The organism is Kitasatospora sp. NPDC023118, assembly GCF_055560875.1.
Genome location: NZ_JBVHHW010000021.1, coordinates 107003 through 127567, shown reverse-complemented (window position 1 = coordinate 127567; position 20565 = coordinate 107003). Strand labels below are relative to the sequence as shown.

Here is a 20565-nt window from a genome sequence, read left to right as displayed (position 1 = left end):
AGGGCAGTCGTGCGGAGACTCGCGACGGTGTGCGCGGTGGCCCGAATAGGGCTGCGGGCGCGGCGGTCGGTGCCCTGGCCGGCCCGATGGGTCCCGGTGGCCCTGACGGCCGGGCTCGCCTGGTGGCTGCTGGCTGTCAGGGGGCAGCTCGCCGACGGCGCGGTGCTGGGCCTGCTCGCGGCCGGTGGCTGGGGTCTCGGCCTCATCCCGGTCCACGCCGACCGGAACGCGACCGGTCCGGTCCGGCGTCGGCGCCAGGAGGCCGTGGGCCGGGTGGAGGCGCAGCCGCCACCGGTCGGATGATCAGATGTGACCGAAGGCCGCGGGGTCGTTGACTCCGCGGCCTTCGGTGCTCCCGTGCGCGCTCCGAACGCGGCTGCTTAGGGCCGCAGCCGGAGGCCGCGCGGGGTGGCGTGGAAACCGGCCTCCTCCAGGGCGCGGCCGAGGTCGGAGCCGAGCGCGGGCTCGCCGTTGGCCCGCTCCACCGTGACGCTGCCGAGCGCGCCCGCGCGGACCGCCTCGGCCAGCGCCCCGGCGGCCAGCGCCCGGGTCGCCTCGTCCTCGGGCCAGGCCAGCAGGGACTTGCCGCCCCGCTCCACGTACAGCGCCAGCTCGCCGTCCACCAGGACCACCAGGGCGCCCGCCTTGCGGCCTGGCCGATGGGCGGTGGACTCCTTGCGGCCGGGGACGGTGGGCGGCTCAGGCCAGGGCAGGGCGGCGCCGTAGGCGTTCGCCGGGTCCGCGGCGGCCAGCACCAGCGGCTGCGGCGGCTCGGCGGTCGGGGCGGCCGGCCACTCGGTGCTGCGGGCCCGCTCCAGCCCGCCGTTGACCGAGCGCAGCCGGTCGGCCGCGCCTTCCATGGCGAACTGGGCGCCGCCCAGGCCCTCGACGAAGTAGCCCCGGCGGGCCCGGCCGCGCTCCTCCATCGCGGCGAGTACCCGGTAGACGCCGGCGAAGCCGCCGGGCACCCGTTCGGCCGCCACCGCGCCCCGGGTGAGCAGGCCGTGCCGGTCCAGCAGGCTCTGCGCCTGGGCGGTGGCCCGGACCGTCGGGTCGGCGGCGAAGGCGGGCAGCAGCGACCAGCGCCCGGCCACCGTCGGCGGGCCGCTGCGCAGCGCGCCGCCGACCCGGCCGAAGGCGCGGCCGGCGCCGCCGTAGCGGCCGCGCGGGGTGGCCCGGGGCGCGCGGTGGGCGGTGGCGCCCGCGGTGCGGCCGGAGCCGAGCAGGGCGCGCAGCGGGGCCAGGGTGTCGTTGGTGACGTACCCGGCCCAGACCAGGTCCCAGAGTGCCTCGACGATCTCCGGCTCGGCCGTGTCCTCCGGGAGCTGCTGGACCAGTTGGCGGAAGAACAGGCCGTAGCCGCCGGCCAGCGCCTGCATCAGCGCGCTGTGCAGCGGGGTGAGCGCGGGCGCAACGGGCTCGGGGCGCAGCAGGTGGGCGTTCTCGGCCAGGTGCAGGCTCAGCCAGCCGTCCTTGCCGGGCAGCGCGCCGGCGCCGCACCAGCCGATCTCGCCGGCCGCCGTCAGCTCGTCCAGCAGGCCGGGGGAGTAGTCGGCGAGCCGGGCCGGGAGGATCAGCTTCTCCAGGGCGGAGGCGGGCAGGGCGGTGCCCTGGAGCTGCTCGACCACCCGGAGCAGGCCGTCCGGGCCGCGCAGCCGGTGGCCGGCCAGGTGCTGCCACTGCGGGAGGAAGGCGGCCAGGGCGCGCGGCGGGACGGGCTCGACCTCCTGGCGCAGGGCGGCCAGCGAGCGGCGGCGCAGCCGGCGCAGCACCTCGGCGTCGCACCACTCGGGGGCGGTGTGGCCGGGAGGGGCAGCGCGAAGCGCTTCCGAAGAAGGGTGGTGGCGGGCGACGGGTGGGATGAACTGCCCTTGGACCAGGCGGCCAGCGGCGGTGAGCCGGTGCAGGGTGCCGGTGACGACGGCGGTGCCCAGGCCGTAGCGGGCGCCCGCCTCGGCCGCGGTGAACGGGCCGTGGGTACGGGCGTGGCGGGCCAGCAGGTCGCCCAGCGGGTCCTTGACCGGCTCGGTGAAGGCCTCGGGGACACCGACCGGCAGCGGGGTGCCGAGCGCGTCGCGCAGCCGTCCGGCGTCCTCGATCGCGGCCCAGCGCTGCTCGCCGGCGATCCGGACCTGGATCACCCGGCGGGCGGCCTCCAGCTCCAGGGCCCAGAGCGGTTCGGCGCCGCGGGCGGTCAACTCGGCCTCGGTGAGCGGGCCGAGCAGGCGCAGGGCGTCGGCGACGCCCTCGGCGTCCTTGATCCGGCGCTCGGGGGTGAGGCGTTGGAGTTCGGTCTCCAGCTCGGCGAGGACCTCGGGGTCGAGCAGTTCGCTCAGCTCGGCCTGGCCGAGGAGCTCGGACAGCAGCCGGGAGTCCAGCGAGAGGGCGGCGGCGCGGCGTTCGGCGAGCGGGGAGTCGCCCTCGTAGAGGAACTGGGCGACGTAGCCGAACAGCAGCGAGCGGGCGAAGGGCGAGGGCTCGGGGGTGGTGACCTCGACCAGGCGGACCGCGCGGGACTCCAGGTCGCCCATCAGCTCGACCAGGCCGGGGACGTCGAAGACGTCCTGCAGGCACTCCCGGACGGCCTCCAGGACGATCGGGAACGAGCCGTACTCGGAGGCGACTTCGAGCAGTTGGGCGGCGCGCTGGCGCTGCTGCCAGAGCGGGGTGCGGCGGCCGGGGCTGCGGCGGGGGAGCAGCAGGGCGCGGCCGGCGCACTCGCGGAAGCGGGAGGCGAACAGGGCGGAGCCGCCGACCTGGTCGGTGACCAGCCGCTCGATCTCGCCGGGGTCGAACAGGGCGGCGTCGGCGCCGACCGGGGCCTCGTCCGGGGTCGAACCGGCGGGTTCGGACGGGCTGCTGAAATCGAAGTCAGGGGCCAGGAGATCGGCGTCGGGCAGGCGGAGCACGATGCCGTCGTCGGCGTGCATGACCTGGGGGTCCAGGCCGTGCTTCTCGCGCAGCCGGGCGCCCAGGGCCAGGGCCCAGGGGGCGTGCACCTGGGCGCCGAAGGGGGAGTGGATGACGATCCGCCAGTCACCGAGCTCGTCCCGGAAACGCTCGACCACGATGGTGCGATCGTCCGGGAGGTGGCCGCAGGCGGTGCGCTGTTGGGCGAGGTAGTCGAGCAGGTTGGCTGCGGCCCAGTCGTCCAGGCCGGCCTGCTTGAGGCGCTCGGTCGCGGCCTGCGGCCGGAGGGTGCCCAGCTCGCGGGTGAACGCGCCCAGGGCGCGGCCGAGTTCGAGCGGCCGGCCGAGGGTGTCGCCCTTCCAGAACGGGAGCCGGCCCGGGACGCCGGGGGCGGGGGTGACCAGCACCTTGTCGTGGGTGATCTCCTCGATCCGCCAGGAGGTGGTGCCGAGGGTGAACACGTCGCCGACGCGGGACTCGTAGACCATCTCCTCGTCCAGCTCGCCGACCCTGCCCCCGCCCTTTTTGGGGTCCGCCCCGGCGATGAAGACGCCGAACAGGCCGCGGTCGGGGATGGTGCCGCCGGAGGTGACGGCCAGGCGCTGGGCGCCGGGGCGGCCGGTGACCGTGCCGGCCACCCGGTCCCAGACCACCCGGGGGCGCAACTCGGCGAAGGCGTCCGAGGGGTAGCGGCCGGCCAGCATGTCGAGCACGGCGTCGAAGGCGGACTGCGGAAGGGTGGCGAAGGGCGCGGCGCGGCGGACCACGGTGAGCAGGTCGTCCACCGGCCAGGCGTCCAGGGCCGTCATCGCGACCAGCTGCTGGGCCAGCACGTCCAGTGGGTTGCGCGGAATGCGCAGCGCCTCGATCCGGCCGGCCCGCATCCGCTCGGTCACCACGGCGGACTGCACCAGGTCCCCCCGGTACTTGGGGAAGAAGACGCCGGTGGAGACGGCGCCGACCTGGTGGCCGGCCCGGCCGACCCGCTGCAGGCCGGAGGCGACCGAGGGCGGGGACTCGACCTGGACGACGAGCTCCACGGCGCCCATGTCGATGCCCAGCTCCAGGCTGGAGGTGGCGACCACGGCGGGCAGCCGGCCGGCCTTCAACTCCTCCTCGACGAGCGAGCGCTGCTCCTTGGAGACGGAGCCGTGGTGCGCCCGCGCGATCACCGCGGGCGCGCCCTTGGCGGCGCCCGAGCCGCCCATCAACTGGGCCGGCGCGTGCGCCTCGGGGACGGCGGTGCCGGTGGCGCGCTCGTGGGCGATCTCGTTCAGCCGGTTGCACAGGCGCTCGGCCAGGCGGCGGGAGTTGGCGAAGACGATGGTCGAGCGGTGCGCCTCGACCAGGTCGACGATCCGCTCCTCGACGTGCGGCCAGATCGAGGCCTGACGCTGCGGGTCGCTGCCGGCGGCGCCGCCGGTGGCCGGGGCGGCGGGCAGGTCGTCCAGGTCGGGGACGGGGACGACCACCGAGAGGTCGAACTCCTTGGCGGCGGCGGGCTGGACGACGGCCGCGCCGCGCTGGGGGCTGAGGAAGCGGGCCACCTCCTCGACCGGGCGCACCGTGGCGGACAGGCCGATCCGGCGGGCCGGGCGCTCCAGCAACTCGTCCAGCCGCTCCAGGCTGAGTGCGAGGTGGGCGCCGCGCTTGGTGCCGGCGACCGCGTGCACCTCGTCCAGGATCACCGTGTCCACGCCGCGCAGCGCCTCCCGGGAGGCGGAGGTGAGCAGCAGGAAGAGCGACTCGGGGGTGGTGATCAGGATGTCCGGCGGGTGGGTCGTGAAGCGGCGGCGGTCGGCGGCGGGGGTGTCGCCGGAGCGGATGGCGACCTGAACCTCCGGCTCGGGCAGACCGAGGCGGACGGCGGCCTGGCGCAGTCCGGTCAGCGGGGCGCGCAGGTTCCGCTCGACGTCCACCGCGAGGGCCTTGAGCGGCGAGACGTAGAGCACCCGGCAGCGTCGCTTGGGCTCGGCGGGGGGCGGGGTGCTGCTGAGGCGGTCCAGCGCGGAGAGGAAGGCGGCGAGCGTCTTGCCGGAGCCGGTGGGGGCGACCACCAGGACGTCGGTCTCCCGCCGGATGGCGCGCCAGGCCTCGGACTGGGCGGTGGTGGGGGCGGAGAAGGCACCGGTGAACCAGGCCCGGGTGGCCGGGGCGAATCCGGCCAGGGGGTCGTCGGCCTGCGGGCTGTCGGCGGGCGGGGTCGGGTGCTGGGGCGCCATGCCCCCATGGTGCCGGGTGGGACTGACAAGCGGGCCGACGGGCGGGGGCTCGTCGGGGGACGGGTGCGGCTGCGGGTGTAGTCGAGAAGGCGGGAACGATGAACCGCTCATATTGTAATGAATCGGACATGTGATCAATCCGTGGCTGTGACCGCACCGCCGTGGCCCGCATGCCGTGACCTCACCGGACCGACGAGCGGAGACCGTGGGATGGCGCAGGCGCACCAGTCCGGCAGTCCCGCCCGCGCGGTCCGCCGTCGCAGGGTCCGCGGGCCCGTCCGGATGCTGCTGGCGATGCTGCTCACGGCCCTGGTGGTCGGCGGGGCCGTGCCGTACGTCTCCGGGCCCGGGCGGGCGTACCTGAGCTACCTGGTGCTGGCCGGACGGGAGGACGCCGAGGGCGCCGCCCGGGCGGGGGCGGAGAGCCGGGCGGCGGGCGGACAGGTGGTGCAGGAGTACCCGCAGATCGGGGCGGTGCTGGCGTACGCGACCGGCGGCTTCGCGGACAGGGTCCGGGCCCGGCCGGGGATCGCCGCCGTGGGAGCGACCCGGACCGCGCCGGTGGTGGGGCCGCCGCGGGCGGTGGACGGGACCGGGGACTTCGCGGCGGGGGCTGAGCGGGGGAGCTCGGAGGGGCGTGCGGCCTCCGGCGGACGCGTGGCTCCGGGCGGGCGTACGGTCCCCGGCGGGCTTGTGACGACTGGCGGGCGTGTGGCTGTCCGCGGACGGGCGGCCTTCGAGGGGGAGGAGGGCGGGACCCCCACCGTGCCCGATCCGGCGGAGGGCGGCGCCTGGAACCTCGCCATGCTGGGCCCGGCCTCGGGGCGGACCGGGAACGCAGGCGGGGGGACGCCGAGTGCCGAGGCGCTGCACAAGGTGCTGGTCGCGGTGCTGGATTCGGGTGTGGACGACAGCCACCCGGACCTGTGGGCCGCCGTCGACCCGAAGGCCTCGGCCTCCTGTGCGGACGGGCGGCCGGACGCCCGGACCGGCTCCTGGCGGCCCGACTCAGGAGTGGGGGAGAGCGGACACGGCACCCACGTCGCCGGCATCATCGGCGCGGCCCGGGACGGGAAGGGCGTCACCGGGGTCGCGCCGGGGGTGCGGATCGCCGCCGTCCGGCTGCTCGGGCCGCTGGGGCAGTACTACGCGGAGAACATCGTCTGCGGCATGCTCTGGGCGGCCGACCACGGGGCCAAGGCGATCAACAACAGCTACTTCGCGGACCCGTGGAAGTACAACTGCCCCGAGGACCGGGACCAGGCGGCGCTGGTCGCGGCCGTCGGCCGGGCCGCCGCGTACGCCCAGCGCAAGGGCGCGGTGGTGGTCGCCTCGGCCGGCAACGACGGACAGGACCTCGGCGCGGCCCGGACCGACGAACGCAGTCCCAACGACCGGGGCTCCGAGCCGGCCCGCACCCGCTACCTGGGCACCGAGTGCATTCGCCTTCCCGGCGAACTCCCGGGCGTGGTCACCGTCACCGCCGTCAACCGGGACGGGCGTCCGTCCTCGTACTCCAACTACGGGCGCGGGCACGTCTCGCTCGCGGCCCCGGGCGGGGATCCGGACGGCGGGCCGCAGGGGGCGATCGTCTCCGACTGGCCCGGCGGGCAGTACGCGGCGCTGGCGGGGACCTCGATGGCGGCGGCCCATGTCGCCGGGGCGGTGGCGGTCGCGGCGGCGTTGCATCCGGATCTCGGGTCCGGTGGGTTGGCTGCTCTGTTGGCGACTACGGCTGCGGCGGGGTGTCCGGTGGGGCCGCGGGCTTGTGGGGACCGGCAGTATTTCGGGGCGGGGCTGTTGGCGTTGCCCCGTTGAGGGGGGTGTTGGGGTGGGGGGTGTCTGTTGTGGGGGTGGCTTTCGGGAGGGTGGGTGGCCTGGGGTGGCTCCGGGGGTGGCCGCTCCGGGGCTGGGTGATTTTCGGACTGCCCATTCGGTTGGGTGGGGTGTTGGGTGGGGTGTTGGGTGCGGTGGCAGTCTGAAAATCACCCGTCACGCCCCTCTCCGGGCCGCCCCCTGCGCCGCCCCCTTCCGCAGCGCGTCCCTCTCGCTGGCGGGAGAGGTGCGGGGTGGGTGGGGGTTGCTGGGGGTGGGTTGGTGCTGGGGGTGGGGCGGAGGAGCGGCAGGCCCGGGGGTTCGGTGCGGGGTCCGGGATACTGGGGGCATGAGGCTGACGGAGTTCTGGCGACGGATGTACGCGCACTTCGGGGAGGCGTACGCGGAGTCCTTCGCGTCCGACCACGTGATGAGCGAGCTGGGCGGGCGGACGGTGCGCCAGGCGCTGGAGGCGGGCTGGGAGGCCAAGGACGTCTGGCGGGTGGTCTGTGAGACCCAGGGGGTCTCCACCCTGCTGCGCTGAGCCTTTCCCTCGGGGGTGGTGGGACAGACTGTCGGGGTGACGATCAGCGGAGAGCAGAAGATCGAGGAAGGGTCGGTGCGGGCCGCCGACGAGGAGCGGGCCCTGTGGGGTGGGATGCCGCGCTGGCTGCCCCGGGCGATGGTGCTGTTCCTGGTGCTGGTCGGGCTGTTCCAGCTCGCCGACTGGGCGTTCCGGCAGCTGATCGACCTGTTCGTGATGCTGCTGGTGGCCTTCTTCCTCTCACTGGCGCTGGAGCCGGCGGTGGACCGGATAGCGGCGCGCGGGGTGCGTCGTGGGGTGGGCACCTTCCTGGTGTTCGTCGCGGTCGGGGTCGCGGTGGTCGGGTTCCTGGCGGCGCTCGGTACGTTGTTGGTGGATCAGGTGGCGAAGATCGCGGGGGACATGCCGCACCTGGTCGACAATCTGATCGGCTGGGTCAACCGGACCTTCCATCAGGACCTCTCGCTGGGTGAGCTGCAGAAGCGGCTGCTCAAGGACTCCGGCACCATCGAGGGCTACGCCCAGCAGGCCGCCGACAATGTCTGGGGCGTCTCCTCCACCCTCATCGGAGGGCTCTTCCAGACCTTCACGGTCGGGCTGTTCACCTTCTACTTCACCGCCGAGGGCCCTCGGGTGCGCCGGACGGTGTGTTCGCTGCTGCCGCCGTCGAAGCAGGGCGAGGTGCTGCGGGCCTGGGAGATCGCGCTCGCCAAGACCGGCGGCTACCTGTACTCGCGAGCGGTGCTCGCGGTGGTGTCGGCGGCCGGGCACTGGGTGATGTTCGAGCTGATCGACCTGCCGTACTCGGCGGCGCTGGCGATCTGGGTGGGCGTCATGTCGCAGTTCGTACCGACCATCGGGACGTACCTGGCGGGGGCGCTGCCGGTGCTGGTGGCGCTCACCGTGGACCCGGTGGACGCGCTGTGGGTGCTGGTGTTCACAGCGGTCTACCAGCAGATCGAGAACTACGTGCTGCACCCGAGAGTCACCGCGAAGACAGTGGACGTGCACCCGGCGGTGGCCTTCGGCGCGGTGATCGCGGGCGCCGCCCTGCTGGGCGCGGTGGGCGCGCTGATCGCGATCCCGGCGGCGGCCACCCTGCAGGGCTTCGTCGGGACGTACGTGCGGCGGTACGAGGTGGCCACCGATCCGCGGATCGACCGCGGTGAGCAGCGGCGGGCCCGTCGGGAGCTGCGGCGGGAGGCGGCGCGGCGGCTGCGGCGGATGGTCGGGGGCGACGGCGAGTGACCGGTGGCGGGGCGCGGTCCGAGGGCCCGCCCCGCGTCGGGGCCGGACGTGCGAGGCTTGAATCGAACAGATGTTCTTTGTACTCTCCGGCGAGGAGTTTTCCACAGGCTGAGCCGGGTGGGGCTCGTTTGTCAGTGGGACGCGCTAGCGTCGGTGACGATGAAGCGCACAGCACAGAACCCGAGGGAAAAAGCCATGGCAGGTACGGACCGCGAGAAGGCCCTGGAGACCGCTCTCGCCCAGATCGAGCGGCAGTTCGGCAAGGGCTCGGTGATGCGCCTCGGCGAGAAGGCCAACGAGCCGGTCGAGGTGATCTCCACCGGATCCACCGCCCTGGACGTCGCCCTCGGGGTCGGCGGCATCCCGCGCGGCCGAGTGATCGAGATCTACGGCCCCGAGTCCTCCGGCAAGACCACCCTGACCCTGCACCTGGCCGCCAACGCCCAGCGGGCCGGCGGCACGGTCGCCTTCGTCGACGCGGAGCACGCGCTCGACCCGGAGTACGCCAAGAAGCTCGGCGTGGACACCGACGCCCTGCTGGTCAGCCAGCCGGACACCGGTGAGCAGGCCCTGGAGATCACCGACATGCTGATCCGCTCCGGCGCGATCGACCTGGTGATCATCGACTCGGTCGCGGCGCTCGTCCCGCGCGCCGAGATCGAGGGCGAGATGGGTGACTCGCACGTCGGTCTGCAGGCCCGGCTGATGAGCCAGGCGCTGCGCAAGATCGCCGGTGCGCTGAACCAGTCGAACACCACCGCCATCTTCATCAACCAGCTGCGCGAGAAGATCGGCGTGATGTTCGGTTCGCCGGAGACCACGACCGGTGGCCGGGCGCTGAAGTTCTACGCCTCGGTCCGCCTGGACATCCGCCGGATCGAGACCCTGAAGGACGGCACCGAGGCGGTCGGCAACCGCACCCGGGTCAAGGTCGTCAAGAACAAGGTCGCCGCGCCGTTCAAGCAGGCCGAGTTCGACATCCTCTACGGCATCGGCATCAGCCGCGAGGGTGGCCTGATCGACATGGGCGTCGAGCACGGCTTCATCCGCAAGTCCGGCGCCTGGTACACCTACGAGGGCGACCAGCTCGGCCAGGGCAAGGAGAACGCCCGCAACTTCCTGCGGGACAACCCGCAGCTCGCCGACGAGATCGAGCGGAAGATCAAGGGCAAGCTGGGCATCGGCCCGAAGACCGAGGAGCCCGCCGAGGGCGAGGCGGAGACCGCTGCCGACGGCGCCGCCAAGCCGATCACCGCGACCGCCGTCAAGACGGCCGCGGCGAAGAAGACGGCAGCGGCCAAGGCCTGAGCCGTTGACGCAGTACGACACGGTGGGCGGCGGCCCAGCGGGCCCCGAGGACGACGACTACGGCCCGCCGGACTGGTTCGCCGCGGTCGCGGAGGAGCCGGAGCCGGAAGGAGAGCCGGAGCCGGAACCGCGGCCGTCGGCGGCCCGGCCGCGGTCGCGGTCCCGCAAGGGACGGCGGGAGCGCGCGTCCACCACGCAGTGGGCATCCGGCCCGGAGCCGGAGTTCGACCGGGCTCCGGTCCGGGCGGTGCGCGGCGCGGCGTCCGGTCCGGGGCCGGCGGAGGCCTCGGTCGAGGCGCTCGGGCTGGTCTCGGCCTCCGAGCTGCGCACCGGCCGCCGTCGGCGTCGCTCGGCGCTGGCGGCCGAGGAGTTCGAAGCCGCCGGGGGCGGTGCCGTGCCCGCGGAGAGCGGCTGGGGCGAGGCGGAGGCGGCCGGTCACGGGGGTGCGGCCGCCTCGACCGCCCGCTCCGGCGCGGGACCGCGCCGTGGTCGGCGCGGTGGGCGGTCCGCCGAGGGCCTGCCGGATGAGGAGGACGGCGCCGCCCATGCCTCCCGCAAGCGGGCCGAGGAGCAGGTCGATCCGGAGACCCGTGCCCGGGACATCTGCCTGCGGCTGCTGACCGGCGCCGCCAAGACCCGAAAGCAGCTCGCCGACGCCCTGCGCAAGCGGGAGATCCCGGAGGACGTCGCCGACGAGGTGCTCACCCGGCTCGAAGAGGTCGGGCTGATCGACGACGCGGCCTACGCCGCGGCCTGGGTGGAGTCCCGGCACGCCGTCCGGGGCCTGTCCCGGCGGGCGCTGGCCCAGGAGCTGCGCACCAAGGGCGTGGCCGCCGAGCTGGTCGAGCAGGCTGTCGCCCAGCTCGACCACGACGACGAGGAGGACGCGGCCCGGGCGCTGGTCGAGCGCAAGCTGCGGTCCACCCGGGGGCTGGACCCGCAGGTCCGGACCCGGCGGCTGGTGGGCATGCTGGCCCGGCGCGGTTACTCCGAGGGGCTGGCCTTCCGGGTGGTGCGGGGCGCGCTGGAGGAGGAGGCGGCCGATGGACTGTCGGAAACCGGGTGGGAGTAGCGGCAGTTCCGTACGTTTCTTGGTCTGGACCAGATCAAGTCTTGACCCTTTCGTGACCCGCACCTAGCCTCGCACTCAGTGCGGGGGCGCTTCCGGACGCGCCCGCGCAGGGACGGGGAGTGGGGCGCGGCATGAGGATCTCGGCGGGCACCGGCACGGGCGGCTCCGTGCTGCCGATCGTCGGGTCGGCCGCCGCCGTCCTGCTGGTGCTCGCGCTGCTGGCCGCGCTGCTGGTCGGACGGTTGCGGGCGGACCGCCGGCAGGCCCTCGCCGAGGCCGAGCGGGTCCGCCGGTGGGCCGAGGAGCAGACCGGCCGGCAGCGGGCCGAACTCGCCCGGCGCGAGGACGGCGTGGCCGAGGAGCTGCGCCGACTGCGCCGACGGGAGGACGAACTGGCCGAGCGCTCGGTGGAGTTGGAGCGTTCCCGGGACGAGGCCGAGGCGCTGGTGGCCCGCCGGACGGCCGCGCTGGAGCGTGCCGCCGGTCTCTCCGCCGAACAGGCGCACGCCCAACTCCTGCGCGAGGCCGAGGAGTCGGCCCGCCGGGAGGCCGCCGCCACGGTCCGGGAGATCGAGCGTGAGGCCAAGGAAGAGGGCGAGCGCCGGGCCAGGTCCATCCTGGCCGGGGCGATCCAGCGGCTGGCCTCGGAGCAGACCGCGGAGACCGCCGTCACCGTCTTCCGGCTGCCCGGCGAGGAGATGAAGGGCCGGATCATCGGCCGCGAGGGCCGCAACATCCGCTCCTTCGAGGCGGTCACCGGGGTCAACCTGATCGTCGACGACACCCCCGCATCGGTGCAGCTCTCCTGCTTCGACCCGGTCCGCCGGGAGACCGCCCGGCTCACCCTGGAGCAGCTGGTCGAGGACGGCCGGATCCACCCGACCCGGATCGAGCACATCCACGAGCGCAGCCGCGCCGAGGTCGAGGCGCGCTGCGTCCGGGCCGGCGAGGACGCCCTGCTGGACGCCCGGGTCGGCGGGATGCACCCCGAACTCGTCCGCACCCTGGGCTCCCTGCGCTACCGGGCCTCGTATGGGCAGAACGTGCTGGGGCACCTGCTGGAGTCCGCGCACCTGGCCGGGATGATGGCCGCCGAGCTGGGGGTGGACCCGGAGCCGGTGCGCCGGGCGGCGCTGCTGCACGACATCGGCAAGGCGCTCACCCACGAGGTGGAGGGCAGCCACGCGGCGGTCGGCGCGGACCTCGCCCGGCGGTACGGAGAGTCCCCCGAGGTGGTGCACGCGATCGCCGCGCACCACGGCGAGGTGGAGCCCCGGAGCGTGACGGCCGTGCTGACCCAGGCGGCGGACGCCTGCTCGGGCGGACGACCCGGGGCGCGCAAGGAGTCGCTGGAGGTGTACGTGCGGCGGCTGGCGCGGCTGGAGGAGATCGCGCGCTCGCACACCGGGGTGTCCGAGGTGTACGCGATGCAGGCCGGGCGCGAGGTGCGGGTGATGGTGCGTCCGGAGGCGGTGGACGACCTGGGGGCGGAGCTGATCGCCCGTGAGGTGGCCCGGCAGGTCTCGGCGGAGCTGACCTACCCGGGCCAGATCCGGGTGACGGTGGTCCGGGAGAGCCGGGCCACGGCGGTGGCCGGCTAGGGCCTGTCTCCTGGGTTCCGGCGGACCCGGCCAGGGCTCCAGGAGACAGCCCCTAACTCGCCGAGTCCACCTGCTGAGGCTCCGGAGCGGGCTCCGGCGACGCCTCGGGCGCGGGCTCCGGCGCGCCGGCGATCGGGGCCGGGCCGCCGCGGGCCCGGTCGGCGAGCATCAGCAGGTCCTCGGCGGCCGCGCCCTGGGTGACGCCGACCAGGTGGCCGTCCGGCCGGATCAGCAGCACGGTGTGCGGCCCGGCGCCCGGGTACTCCTCGGTGACCAGCACCTCGGCCGGCACCGGCAGCGCGGCGGCCACCTCGGCGAGCCGGGGCATCAGCCCGGCGCCGAGCCAGTGCTCGGAGGACCAGACGGCGGTGCCGGGGGCAACCAGCAGCAGCAGGAAGGTGGCACCGAGCCGGGCGTGCAGGTGGTCCGGGGTGCCGTCGGCGGCGAGCACCGGCAGGTCCGGGACGAGCACCCCGGGGGCGGTGGCGGGCAGCAGCTCGCTGAGTGTGGTGGTGCCGCGCGCGCCGCGCTGCACCGGCACCCGGCCGGGGACGCCGGAGGGCGCCGCCGGGTAGGCGGGCGCGCCGCCGAAGCGGCCGGTGCCCAGCTGGCCGTCGGCGAGCAGCGGGGCGTGCTTGCGGAAGCCGCCGACCAGCAGCGAGCGGCGGGTCTGCTGCCAGCCGCGCAGCGGGCGCAGCAGCGGCATGGACTGGTCGACGGCGCGCAGCCGGGCGCCGACCGCGCCGCGCCGCTCGGCCTCGTAGCCGTCCAGCAGCGAGCCGCCGGGCTGGGGGCCGCCGGAGTGGAGGTGCCAGGCGAGGGCGAGCCGCCAGGCGAGGTTGTCGGCGTCGCGCAGCCCGTCGGCCAGGTTCTGCATGCCGAGTGCGCCGTGCAGGTGGGCGGCGTCGCCGGCCAGGAAGCAGCGGCCGCTGCGGAATCGGGCGGCCAGGCGCTGCTGGGCGGTGTGGTCGGCGGCGGCGAGAAGCTCGAAGCGGGGCAGTTCGCCGCACCAGCCGGTGAGGGTGGAGGTGACCCGGGTGAGCAGGGTGTCGCCGGTGACGATGCCGGGCCAGGTGGCGTGCGGGTCGACCTGTTCGGTGGGGGCGGGCCGGCCGGGGGGAAGCCGCCAGTCGAGCCGCCAGACGCCGTCCGGCAGCGGACGGGCGGAGGCCTCGCGGTCGCCGCGCCACGGGGGTTCGCGGTGCAGCCGGGCCCCGTCGAAGGGCAGGTCGACCCGGACGGTGGCGATGGCGTTGCGGTCGACCGCCGGGCGGCCGGGGAAGCGGATCTTCAGTAGTTTGCGGACGGTGGAGCGGGCGCCGTCGCAGCCGACCAGGTGGCTGCCGCGCCACCAGGTGGCGGAGCCGTCCTGGGTGCCGTGGGTGCGGACGCTGACGCCGTCGCGGTCCTGTTCGAGTTCGACGACCCGGTTCAGCGGGACCAGTCTGACCAGCGGGGTGCCGGTGAGGGCGTCGCGCAGACCGCGCTGGAGGCGGTGCTGGGGCAGGTGGAAGGTGGGGGAGTCGGTGAGGTCGAGCCGCAGCACCTCCTGGCGGCGCCGCCAGATGGCGAAGGAGTCCCACAGGGCCGAGTCGGAGACGGCCCGGGAGTAGCCGATCCGGGTCAGGAAGGCGGCGGTGTCGGCCCCGAAGACGACGCTGCGAGGGCCCTCGGGGCAGAGCCCGGAGCCCTCGTCCAGGACGACGGTCGGCACCTCGTGCCGGGCCAGCGCGAGGGCCAGGGCCAGACCGACCGGTCCGGCCCCGACCACGATCACCGGGTCCATGCGGGGACCTCCGGGCACGAACCGGCCCATGGGCCGGCGTCAGTTACCGCTGCCGCATATGCCGCGTGGATGCTCCCGGGAGGTGTCACGAAGAGCAATGCAACAGTTCACCTGCGTGTCCGTCAAGCAGCAGATGAAGTGCGCCGGTTCGCGCCGCGACGGCCGCGTGCCTCGATCCACCGCGCGAGCGCGGTCAGCAGCAGGCACAGGGCGATGTAGATCGGCCCGATCACCAGCACCACGGGGATGTAGGGGAAACCCGCGGCGTTCAGCGGCTGGCTGGCGATCTTCTTGCCCATGAACAGCAGCTCGTTGTACGTGATGATGTAGCCGAGCGAGGTGTCCTTGAGGGTGACGACCAGCTGGCCGATCATCGACGGCAGCATCGAGCGTACGGCCTGCGGCACCAGGATGGAGGACATCACCTGGGTCTTGCGCATCCCGAGGGCGTACGCCGCCTCGCCCTGGCCGCGCGGGACGGCGTTGACGCCGCTGCGGATGATCTCGGCCTGGACCGAGCCGTTGTAGAGGGTGAGGCCGAGCACCAGCGCCCACATCGGGTCCTTGGCGAAGAACGCGTAGTAGAGCGCGACGATCAGGATCAGCAGCGGCATCGCCCGGAAGAACTGGACGACGGCGGTGCAGGCCCAGCGGACCGGCTTGTGGTCGGACAGCTGGCCGGAGGCCAGCAGCGCGCCCAGGGAGAGCGAGAAGACGGCGGCCAGGCCGAAGGCCTTCAGGGTGGCCAGCAGGCCGTCCACGATCATCTGCTGGACGGCGTTGTACTGGAACGGGTCCCAGAGGTCGGCGTCGAACTGGCCGTTGTCGGCCAGCGTGGAGACGACGTACCAGAGCAGTCCGGCGACGCCGATCAGCGCGAGGACGCCGAACAGGCGGTAGCGGGCGCGGGCCTTCGGGCCGGGGGCGTCGTAGAGGACGCTGGCCGAGGCAGGGCGCTGGAAGACGTTCATCGGACCACCGCCAGTCGGGATTCCAGGAAGCGGAAGAGGGCGGCGACCGTCGCGCTGATCAGCAGGTAGGCGCAGGCCACCCAGAAGAAGATCGCGAAGATCGAGTAGCCGCGCTCGGAGAAGGTCTGCTGGGCGCTGTACAGCTCGGGGACGCTGAACGCGCCGGCGATCGCCGAGTTCCTCGGCAGCGCGATGAACACGCTGCTCATCGGGGCCAGCACGGTCCGGCCGGCCTGCGGCAGTACGACCAGGGTGAGGGTCTGGCTGAAGGTCATGCCCAGGCTGCGGGCCGCCTCGGCCTGGCCGAGCGGCACGGTGTTGATGCCGGAGCGGATCACCTCGCAGACGAACGAGGCGGTGTACCCGCCGAGCGCCAGCACCGCGAAGACCAGGTGGCTGAAGTGCACGCCCAGCGGCGGCAGGCCGAAGGTGACGGCGAAGAACAGCAGGGTCAGCGGGGTGTTGCGGAACAGCGTCACCCAGGTGGTGCCGAAGGCGCGCAGGACCGGCACCGGGGAGGCCCGGAAGGCCGCCAGCAGGGTGCCCAGCAGCAGGGCGAGCAGGGCGCTGAGCGCGCTCAGCTCGATCGTCTGCAGGAAGCCGTCGCGGAACAACGCGAAGTTGTCCTGCTCGAACAGGAACCCCATCCGGCGGCCCTCCTCTCACAGATGGTCGGAACGGTGGTCGGGTACGGCGGTCGGATCAGTAGCGCTCGAGGGTCGGGACCCCGGGCGCGGCGGAGCCGGAGAGGCCCAGGGTCGCGTCGTAGGCCTTCTTCCAGTCGCCGTTGTCCTCGTGGGCCTTGAGGGCGTCGCTGATCGCGTCGCGCAGCGCCTTGTCGTCCTTGTTGAGGCCGACGCCGTAGTTCTCCTTGGTGAACGGCTTGCCGACGACCTTGAGCTTGCCGGCGTACTTGGAGGCGTAGCCCTTGAGGATCGCGTCGTCGGTGGTGACCGCGTCGACCTCGCCGGACATCAGCTTCTCGACGCAGGCCGAGTAGGTGTCGAACTGGGTGATCTTCGGGTTGTACTGCTTGATGTTCTGGATCGAGGTCGAGCCGGTCGCGGTGCAGACGTTCTTGCCGCTGGTGCTCTCCGGGCCGGTGATCGAGGTGTTGTCGTTCTTCACCAGCAGGTCCTGGCCGGCGATGTAGTACGGGCCGGCGAAGGAGACCGTCTTCTTGCGCTCGTCGTTGATGCTGTAGGTGCCGACGTAGAAGTCGATCTGGCCCTTGGCGATGGCCGGCTCGCGCTGCGAGGAGACCAGGGTCTGCCACTTGATCTGCTGCGGGGTGAAGCCGAGGTCGGCGGCGATCATCTTGGCGATCTCGATGTCGAAGCCACTGCGGTCGCCGCTGGCGACGTCCTCCCAGCCGAGGAACGGCTGGTCGGCCTTGGCGCCGATGATCAGCTGACCGCGCTTCTTGGCCTCGGCCAGGACCGCGGAGTCGATCTTGACGTCGGTCTTGACCGTGTAGGTCGGCAGCGCCGGGGCGTTGCTCGCGCTCGCGGCGGTCGAGCCGCCGGGGGAGCCGTCCTTGCCGCAGGCGGCGGTGGCGGTGAGCGCGACGGCACAGAGCGCTACGGCGACGGTGCGAGAAGTCCTCATGAGGGTTGTTCTCCTGGGGCTGGGCCACGGTTTCAACCGGGCTCTGGCGTCTGGAAGTTGTGCGCAGGCAGGGCTGGCCGGCGCCGTTGCCGGGGGCGGCCCCGCGTGGTCTCGAAGTGTCAGTGGTGCAGGATCTTCGAGAGGAAGTCCTTGGCGCGCTCGGAGCGCGGCGCGGTGAAGAAGGCGTCCGGGGTGTTCTGCTCGACGATCTTGCCGTCGGCCATGAACAGCACGCGGTTGGCGGCGGAGCGGGCGAAGCCCATCTCGTGGGTGACCACGACCATCGTCATGCCGTCGGCGGCCAGCTGGCGCATGACCTCCAGCACCTCGTTGACCATCTCCGGGTCGAGCGCCGAGGTCGGCTCGTCGAAGAGCATCACCTTGGGCTTCATCGCCAGTGCCCGGGCGATCGCCACCCGCTGCTGCTGGCCGCCGGAGAGCTGGGCCGGGTACTTGTCGGCGTGCGCCGCGAGGCCGACCCGCTCCAGCAGCTCGCGGGCGGTCTTCTCGGCGTGCGAGCGGATCACCTTGCGCACCTTGACCTGGCCGATGACCACGTTCTCCAGCGCGGTCTTGTGCGCGAACAGGTTGAAGCTCTGGAACACCATGCCGACCTCGGCGCGCAGCCGGGCCAGTTCCTTGCCCTCGGCGGGCAGCGGGCGGCCGTCGACGGTGATCCTGCCGGAGTCGATGGTCTCCAGCCGGTTGATCGTCCGGCAGAGCGTGGACTTGCCCGAGCCGGACGGGCCGATCAGGACGACCACCTCGCCCTGGTGGATCTCCAGGTCGATGTCCTGCAGCACGTGCAGTGCGCCGTAGTGCTTGTTGACGCTGTTCAGCACGACCAGCGGGGCGGCTGCGGGGGTGGAGTCCTCGACAGGGCTCTCGGTCATCGCGCCTGCTCCCTCTGTGTTGGATCGTGCCCTACCCGAGAAGTAATCAACTCCCTTGGGCGGCAATGGTGGTACGAATCCGGGAGCCGCGACCGGCGGAGCCGCAGCCCCCGGTGGGGCGACCTTAGGAGCGCTGACGGTGCCCCGTCAGCCGATCTGAGCGGAACTTGAGGATCACAAAACGGCCACACGGTGGGTACGCACTGTTCGCGAAGGCGCCCACGGGGCATGTCACAGCGGGAATCCGCGCCGGTGCTCCCCGTCCCCCACGGGCCCGGTGCGCGGTCGAGCCTGGCGCCGGGCCGCCCGCTGGCCCATACTGCGCAGGAGCCGGGCCCCGACCGATCGGGTCCGGAGACCACGTGGGGAGAGGAGGAGAACAGGATGCGACTGCTGCTCGTCGAGGACGACGAACGCGTGGCCGCGGCGCTGGTCGCGGTGCTGGGCCGGCACGGCTTCCAGGTGCGGCACGCCCGCAGCGGGCACGAGGCACTGGACGCCCTGGTGCCGGACGGCAACGAGCCGTACCGGGTGGTGCTGCTTGACCTCGGGCTGCCCGACCGCGACGGCTTCGAGGTGTGCAGCCGGATCAGGGCCGGCAGCGGAGTGCCGGTGATCATGGTGACCGCCCGCGCCGACATCCGCTCCCGGATCCACGGCCTCAACCTGGGCGCGGACGACTACGTCACCAAGCCGTACGACATGGGCGAGCTGCTCGCCCGCATCCACGCCGTCGCCCGCCGCGGCGCCCCGCCCTCCTCGGTGGCGGTGCCCGCGCCCGACGCCGTACCGCAGCAGCGCGGCCCGCTGGAGTCCCGTGGCATCCGGATCGACCGGGAGCGCCGCCGGGTCAGCGTGGACGGCCGCGACGTGCCGCTCACCCGCAAGGAGTTCGACCTGCTGGCCCTGCTCGCCCAGAGCCCCGGCGTGGTCTACCGGCGCGAGCAGATCTTCAGCGAGGTCTGGCGCAGCGGCTGGGAGGGCAACGGCCGCACCCTGGAGGTGCACATCGGCTCGCTGCGCAACAAGCTCGCGCTGCCCGGCCTGGTCGAGGCCGTCCGCGGCGTCGGCTACCGGCTGATCCCCGACTGCCCGACCTCCACCGCGGCCGACCCGGCCCCGCCCGCCCCCGCGGAGCACTGACCGCACGTGCGCACCCGCCTGCTCGGCATCCTGATCGCCCTCATGCTCTGTGTCCTGGCCGCCCTGGGGCTGCCGCTCGCGGCGGCGTTCGCGGCGGCCGAGCAGAGCAAGGTGGTCGTCGACCGGCTCGACGACGCCGCCCGCTTCGCCCAGGACCTGCCCACCTCCGGCGCCTCCTCGCTGGAGTCCGCCCGCAAGGGCGACCCGGAGCCCGCCCCCGGCGACCTCAGCCGCCGGCACGCGATCGACGCCGAGGTCCGGCGCTACTTCGACCTGTACGGCGTGCGGCTGGGAATCTTCCAGCGCGACGGCATGCCGATAGCGGTCGCCCCCGCGGACTGGCGGGTGCCCGCCGTCGGCTGGGGCGCCACGGCCTTCCAGGAGGCGCTGGACGGGCGGCGCAGCCACAACCCGCCGCAGGTCTGGCCGTGGACCGAGGACCGGACGATCACCGTCGCCGCCCCGGTGGTGCGCGACGGCGACGTGGTCGCGGTGGTGCTGAGCGAGTCCCCGACCGGGGCGCTGCGCACCCGGGTGCTGCACAAGTGGCTGGTGGTGGCCGGCGGCGAGGCGGTCGCGATGATCGTCGCCGTGCTGCTGGCCGTCCGGCTCACCGAGTGGGTGCTGCGCCCGGTGCGCACCCTGGACCGGGCCACCCACGACATCGCCACCGGCCGGATGGCCGCCCGGGTCGCGCCCGGCGGCGGACCGCCCGAACTCCAGCGGCTGGCGCGCTCGTTCAACGAGATGGCGGACCATGTGGTGCACGCCATGGACCAGCAGAAGGCCTTCGTCGCGGACGCCTCGCACCAGCTGCGCAACCCGCTGTCGGCACTGCTGCTGCGGGTCGAGGTGCTCGGCCTGGAACTGCCCGAGGGCCATGAGGAGGAGCTCAGCGGCGTCCGGGAGGAGGGCACCCGGCTGGCCCGGGTGCTGGACGACCTGCTCGGGCTGGCCACCGCCGAGCACGCCCGCCCCGAACCGGAGCAGACCGACCTCACCCAGCTGACCCTGGCCCGGGTGGACGGCTGGCGGCCGGTGGCCGAGCAGCGCGGGATCGAGCTGCGCTGGGACGGCCCGGCGCTGGCGATCGGCATGGCGGACCCGATCGGCTTCGGCTCCGCGCTGGACGCCGTCCTGGACAACGCGCTCAAGTTCAGCCCGTCCGGCAGCCGGGTGCGGCTGCGGGTCGCGGTGCGCCGGGACGAGGTCGCGGTGACCGTCACGGACGCCGGGCCGGGCCTGACCGAGGACGAGCTGTCCCGGGCCGGCGACCGGTTCTGGCGCAGCCCGCGGCACCAGAACGTGGACGGCTCCGGGCTGGGCCTGTCCATCGCCCGCACCCTGCTGGCGGCCGGCGGCGGCTCGCTCGGCTTCGCCCCGGTCAAGCCGACCGGGCTCGCGGTGACCTTGGCGGTGCCGCGGCCGGAGAAGTCCTAGCTAG

At 73.9% G+C, this 20565-nt stretch carries 15 protein-coding genes; 9 read left to right on the top strand and 6 right to left on the bottom strand.

Annotation, left to right across the window (positions count from 1 at the left end):
* Nucleotides 1-9: 9 nt before the first annotated feature.
* On the top strand, nt 10-303 hold the full coding sequence (locus ACZ3UD_RS26060; RefSeq protein ID WP_465592337.1) for a hypothetical protein: 294 nt from the start codon (nt 10-12) through the stop codon (nt 301-303).
* A gap of 77 nt (nt 304-380) precedes the next feature.
* On the opposite strand, the gene ACZ3UD_RS26055 is transcribed toward ACZ3UD_RS26060, so the two are convergent.
* Complete coding sequence (locus tag ACZ3UD_RS26055; protein WP_465592334.1) at nt 381-5132, bottom strand: ATP-dependent helicase; 4752 nt, start codon at nt 5130-5132, stop codon at nt 381-383.
* Between the two features lie 210 nt (nt 5133-5342).
* On the opposite strand from ACZ3UD_RS26055, the gene ACZ3UD_RS26050 reads away from it, so the two are divergent.
* From ACZ3UD_RS26050 to rny, 6 genes are all read left to right on the top strand, one after another.
* Nucleotides 5343-6950, top strand: coding sequence for a S8 family serine peptidase (locus ACZ3UD_RS26050; protein ID WP_465592331.1), 1608 nt, complete (start codon nt 5343-5345; stop codon nt 6948-6950).
* 346 nt (nt 6951-7296) lie between these two features.
* Nucleotides 7297-7491 (top strand): DUF3046 domain-containing protein, encoded by a 195-nt coding sequence (locus ACZ3UD_RS26045; RefSeq protein WP_396251953.1) that lies wholly within the window; start codon nt 7297-7299, stop codon nt 7489-7491.
* A gap of 36 nt (nt 7492-7527) precedes the next feature.
* Complete coding sequence (locus tag ACZ3UD_RS26040; protein ID WP_465592328.1) at nt 7528-8739, top strand: AI-2E family transporter; 1212 nt, start codon at nt 7528-7530, stop codon at nt 8737-8739.
* Between the two features lie 195 nt (nt 8740-8934).
* A complete protein-coding gene (gene recA / locus ACZ3UD_RS26035; RefSeq protein WP_465592325.1) occupies nt 8935-10047 on the top strand; it encodes a recombinase RecA in 1113 nt (370 codons plus the stop codon).
* A gap of 4 nt (nt 10048-10051) precedes the next feature.
* Nucleotides 10052-11119 (top strand): recombination regulator RecX, encoded by a 1068-nt coding sequence (gene recX / locus ACZ3UD_RS26030; RefSeq protein WP_465592322.1) that lies wholly within the window; start codon nt 10052-10054, stop codon nt 11117-11119.
* Nucleotides 11120-11250: 131 nt separating this feature from the next.
* A complete protein-coding gene (gene rny, locus ACZ3UD_RS26025) occupies nt 11251-12720 on the top strand; it encodes a ribonuclease Y (RefSeq protein ID WP_465592319.1) in 1470 nt (489 codons plus the stop codon).
* A 52-nt stretch (nt 12721-12772) separates the two neighbouring features.
* Here the strand turns inward: rny and ACZ3UD_RS26020 are convergent, their stop codons facing one another.
* The 5 genes from ACZ3UD_RS26020 to ACZ3UD_RS26000 form a co-directional block, all read right to left on the bottom strand.
* Complete coding sequence (locus tag ACZ3UD_RS26020; RefSeq protein ID WP_465592316.1) at nt 12773-14506, bottom strand: FAD-dependent monooxygenase; 1734 nt, start codon at nt 14504-14506, stop codon at nt 12773-12775.
* A gap of 122 nt (nt 14507-14628) precedes the next feature.
* Complete coding sequence (locus ACZ3UD_RS26015; protein ID WP_380611922.1) at nt 14629-15477, bottom strand: amino acid ABC transporter permease; 849 nt, start codon at nt 15475-15477, stop codon at nt 14629-14631.
* The gene (locus ACZ3UD_RS26010) at nt 15474-16124 is read right to left on the bottom strand and encodes an amino acid ABC transporter permease (protein ID WP_465592311.1); all 651 of its coding nucleotides are present in this window, start codon (nt 16122-16124) and stop codon (nt 15474-15476) included. Before ACZ3UD_RS26010 ends, ACZ3UD_RS26015 begins: the two co-directional genes overlap by 4 nt.
* Before the next feature lie 55 nt (nt 16125-16179).
* Entirely contained in the window at nt 16180-17085 is a 906-nt protein-coding gene (locus ACZ3UD_RS26005) for a glutamate ABC transporter substrate-binding protein (protein WP_465592308.1), read from the bottom strand.
* A gap of 119 nt (nt 17086-17204) precedes the next feature.
* The gene (locus ACZ3UD_RS26000) at nt 17205-17978 is read right to left on the bottom strand and encodes an amino acid ABC transporter ATP-binding protein (protein WP_465592305.1); all 774 of its coding nucleotides are present in this window, start codon (nt 17976-17978) and stop codon (nt 17205-17207) included.
* Nucleotides 17979-18362: 384 nt separating this feature from the next.
* Between ACZ3UD_RS26000 and ACZ3UD_RS25995 the strand changes: the two genes are divergently transcribed.
* The gene (locus ACZ3UD_RS25995) at nt 18363-19121 is read left to right on the top strand and encodes a response regulator transcription factor (protein ID WP_465592302.1); all 759 of its coding nucleotides are present in this window, start codon (nt 18363-18365) and stop codon (nt 19119-19121) included.
* A gap of 6 nt (nt 19122-19127) precedes the next feature.
* Nucleotides 19128-20561, top strand: a complete 1434-nt coding sequence (locus ACZ3UD_RS25990; RefSeq protein ID WP_465592299.1) for a sensor histidine kinase — start codon at nt 19128-19130, stop codon at nt 20559-20561.
* The last annotated feature ends 4 nt before the right edge of the window (nt 20562-20565 follow it).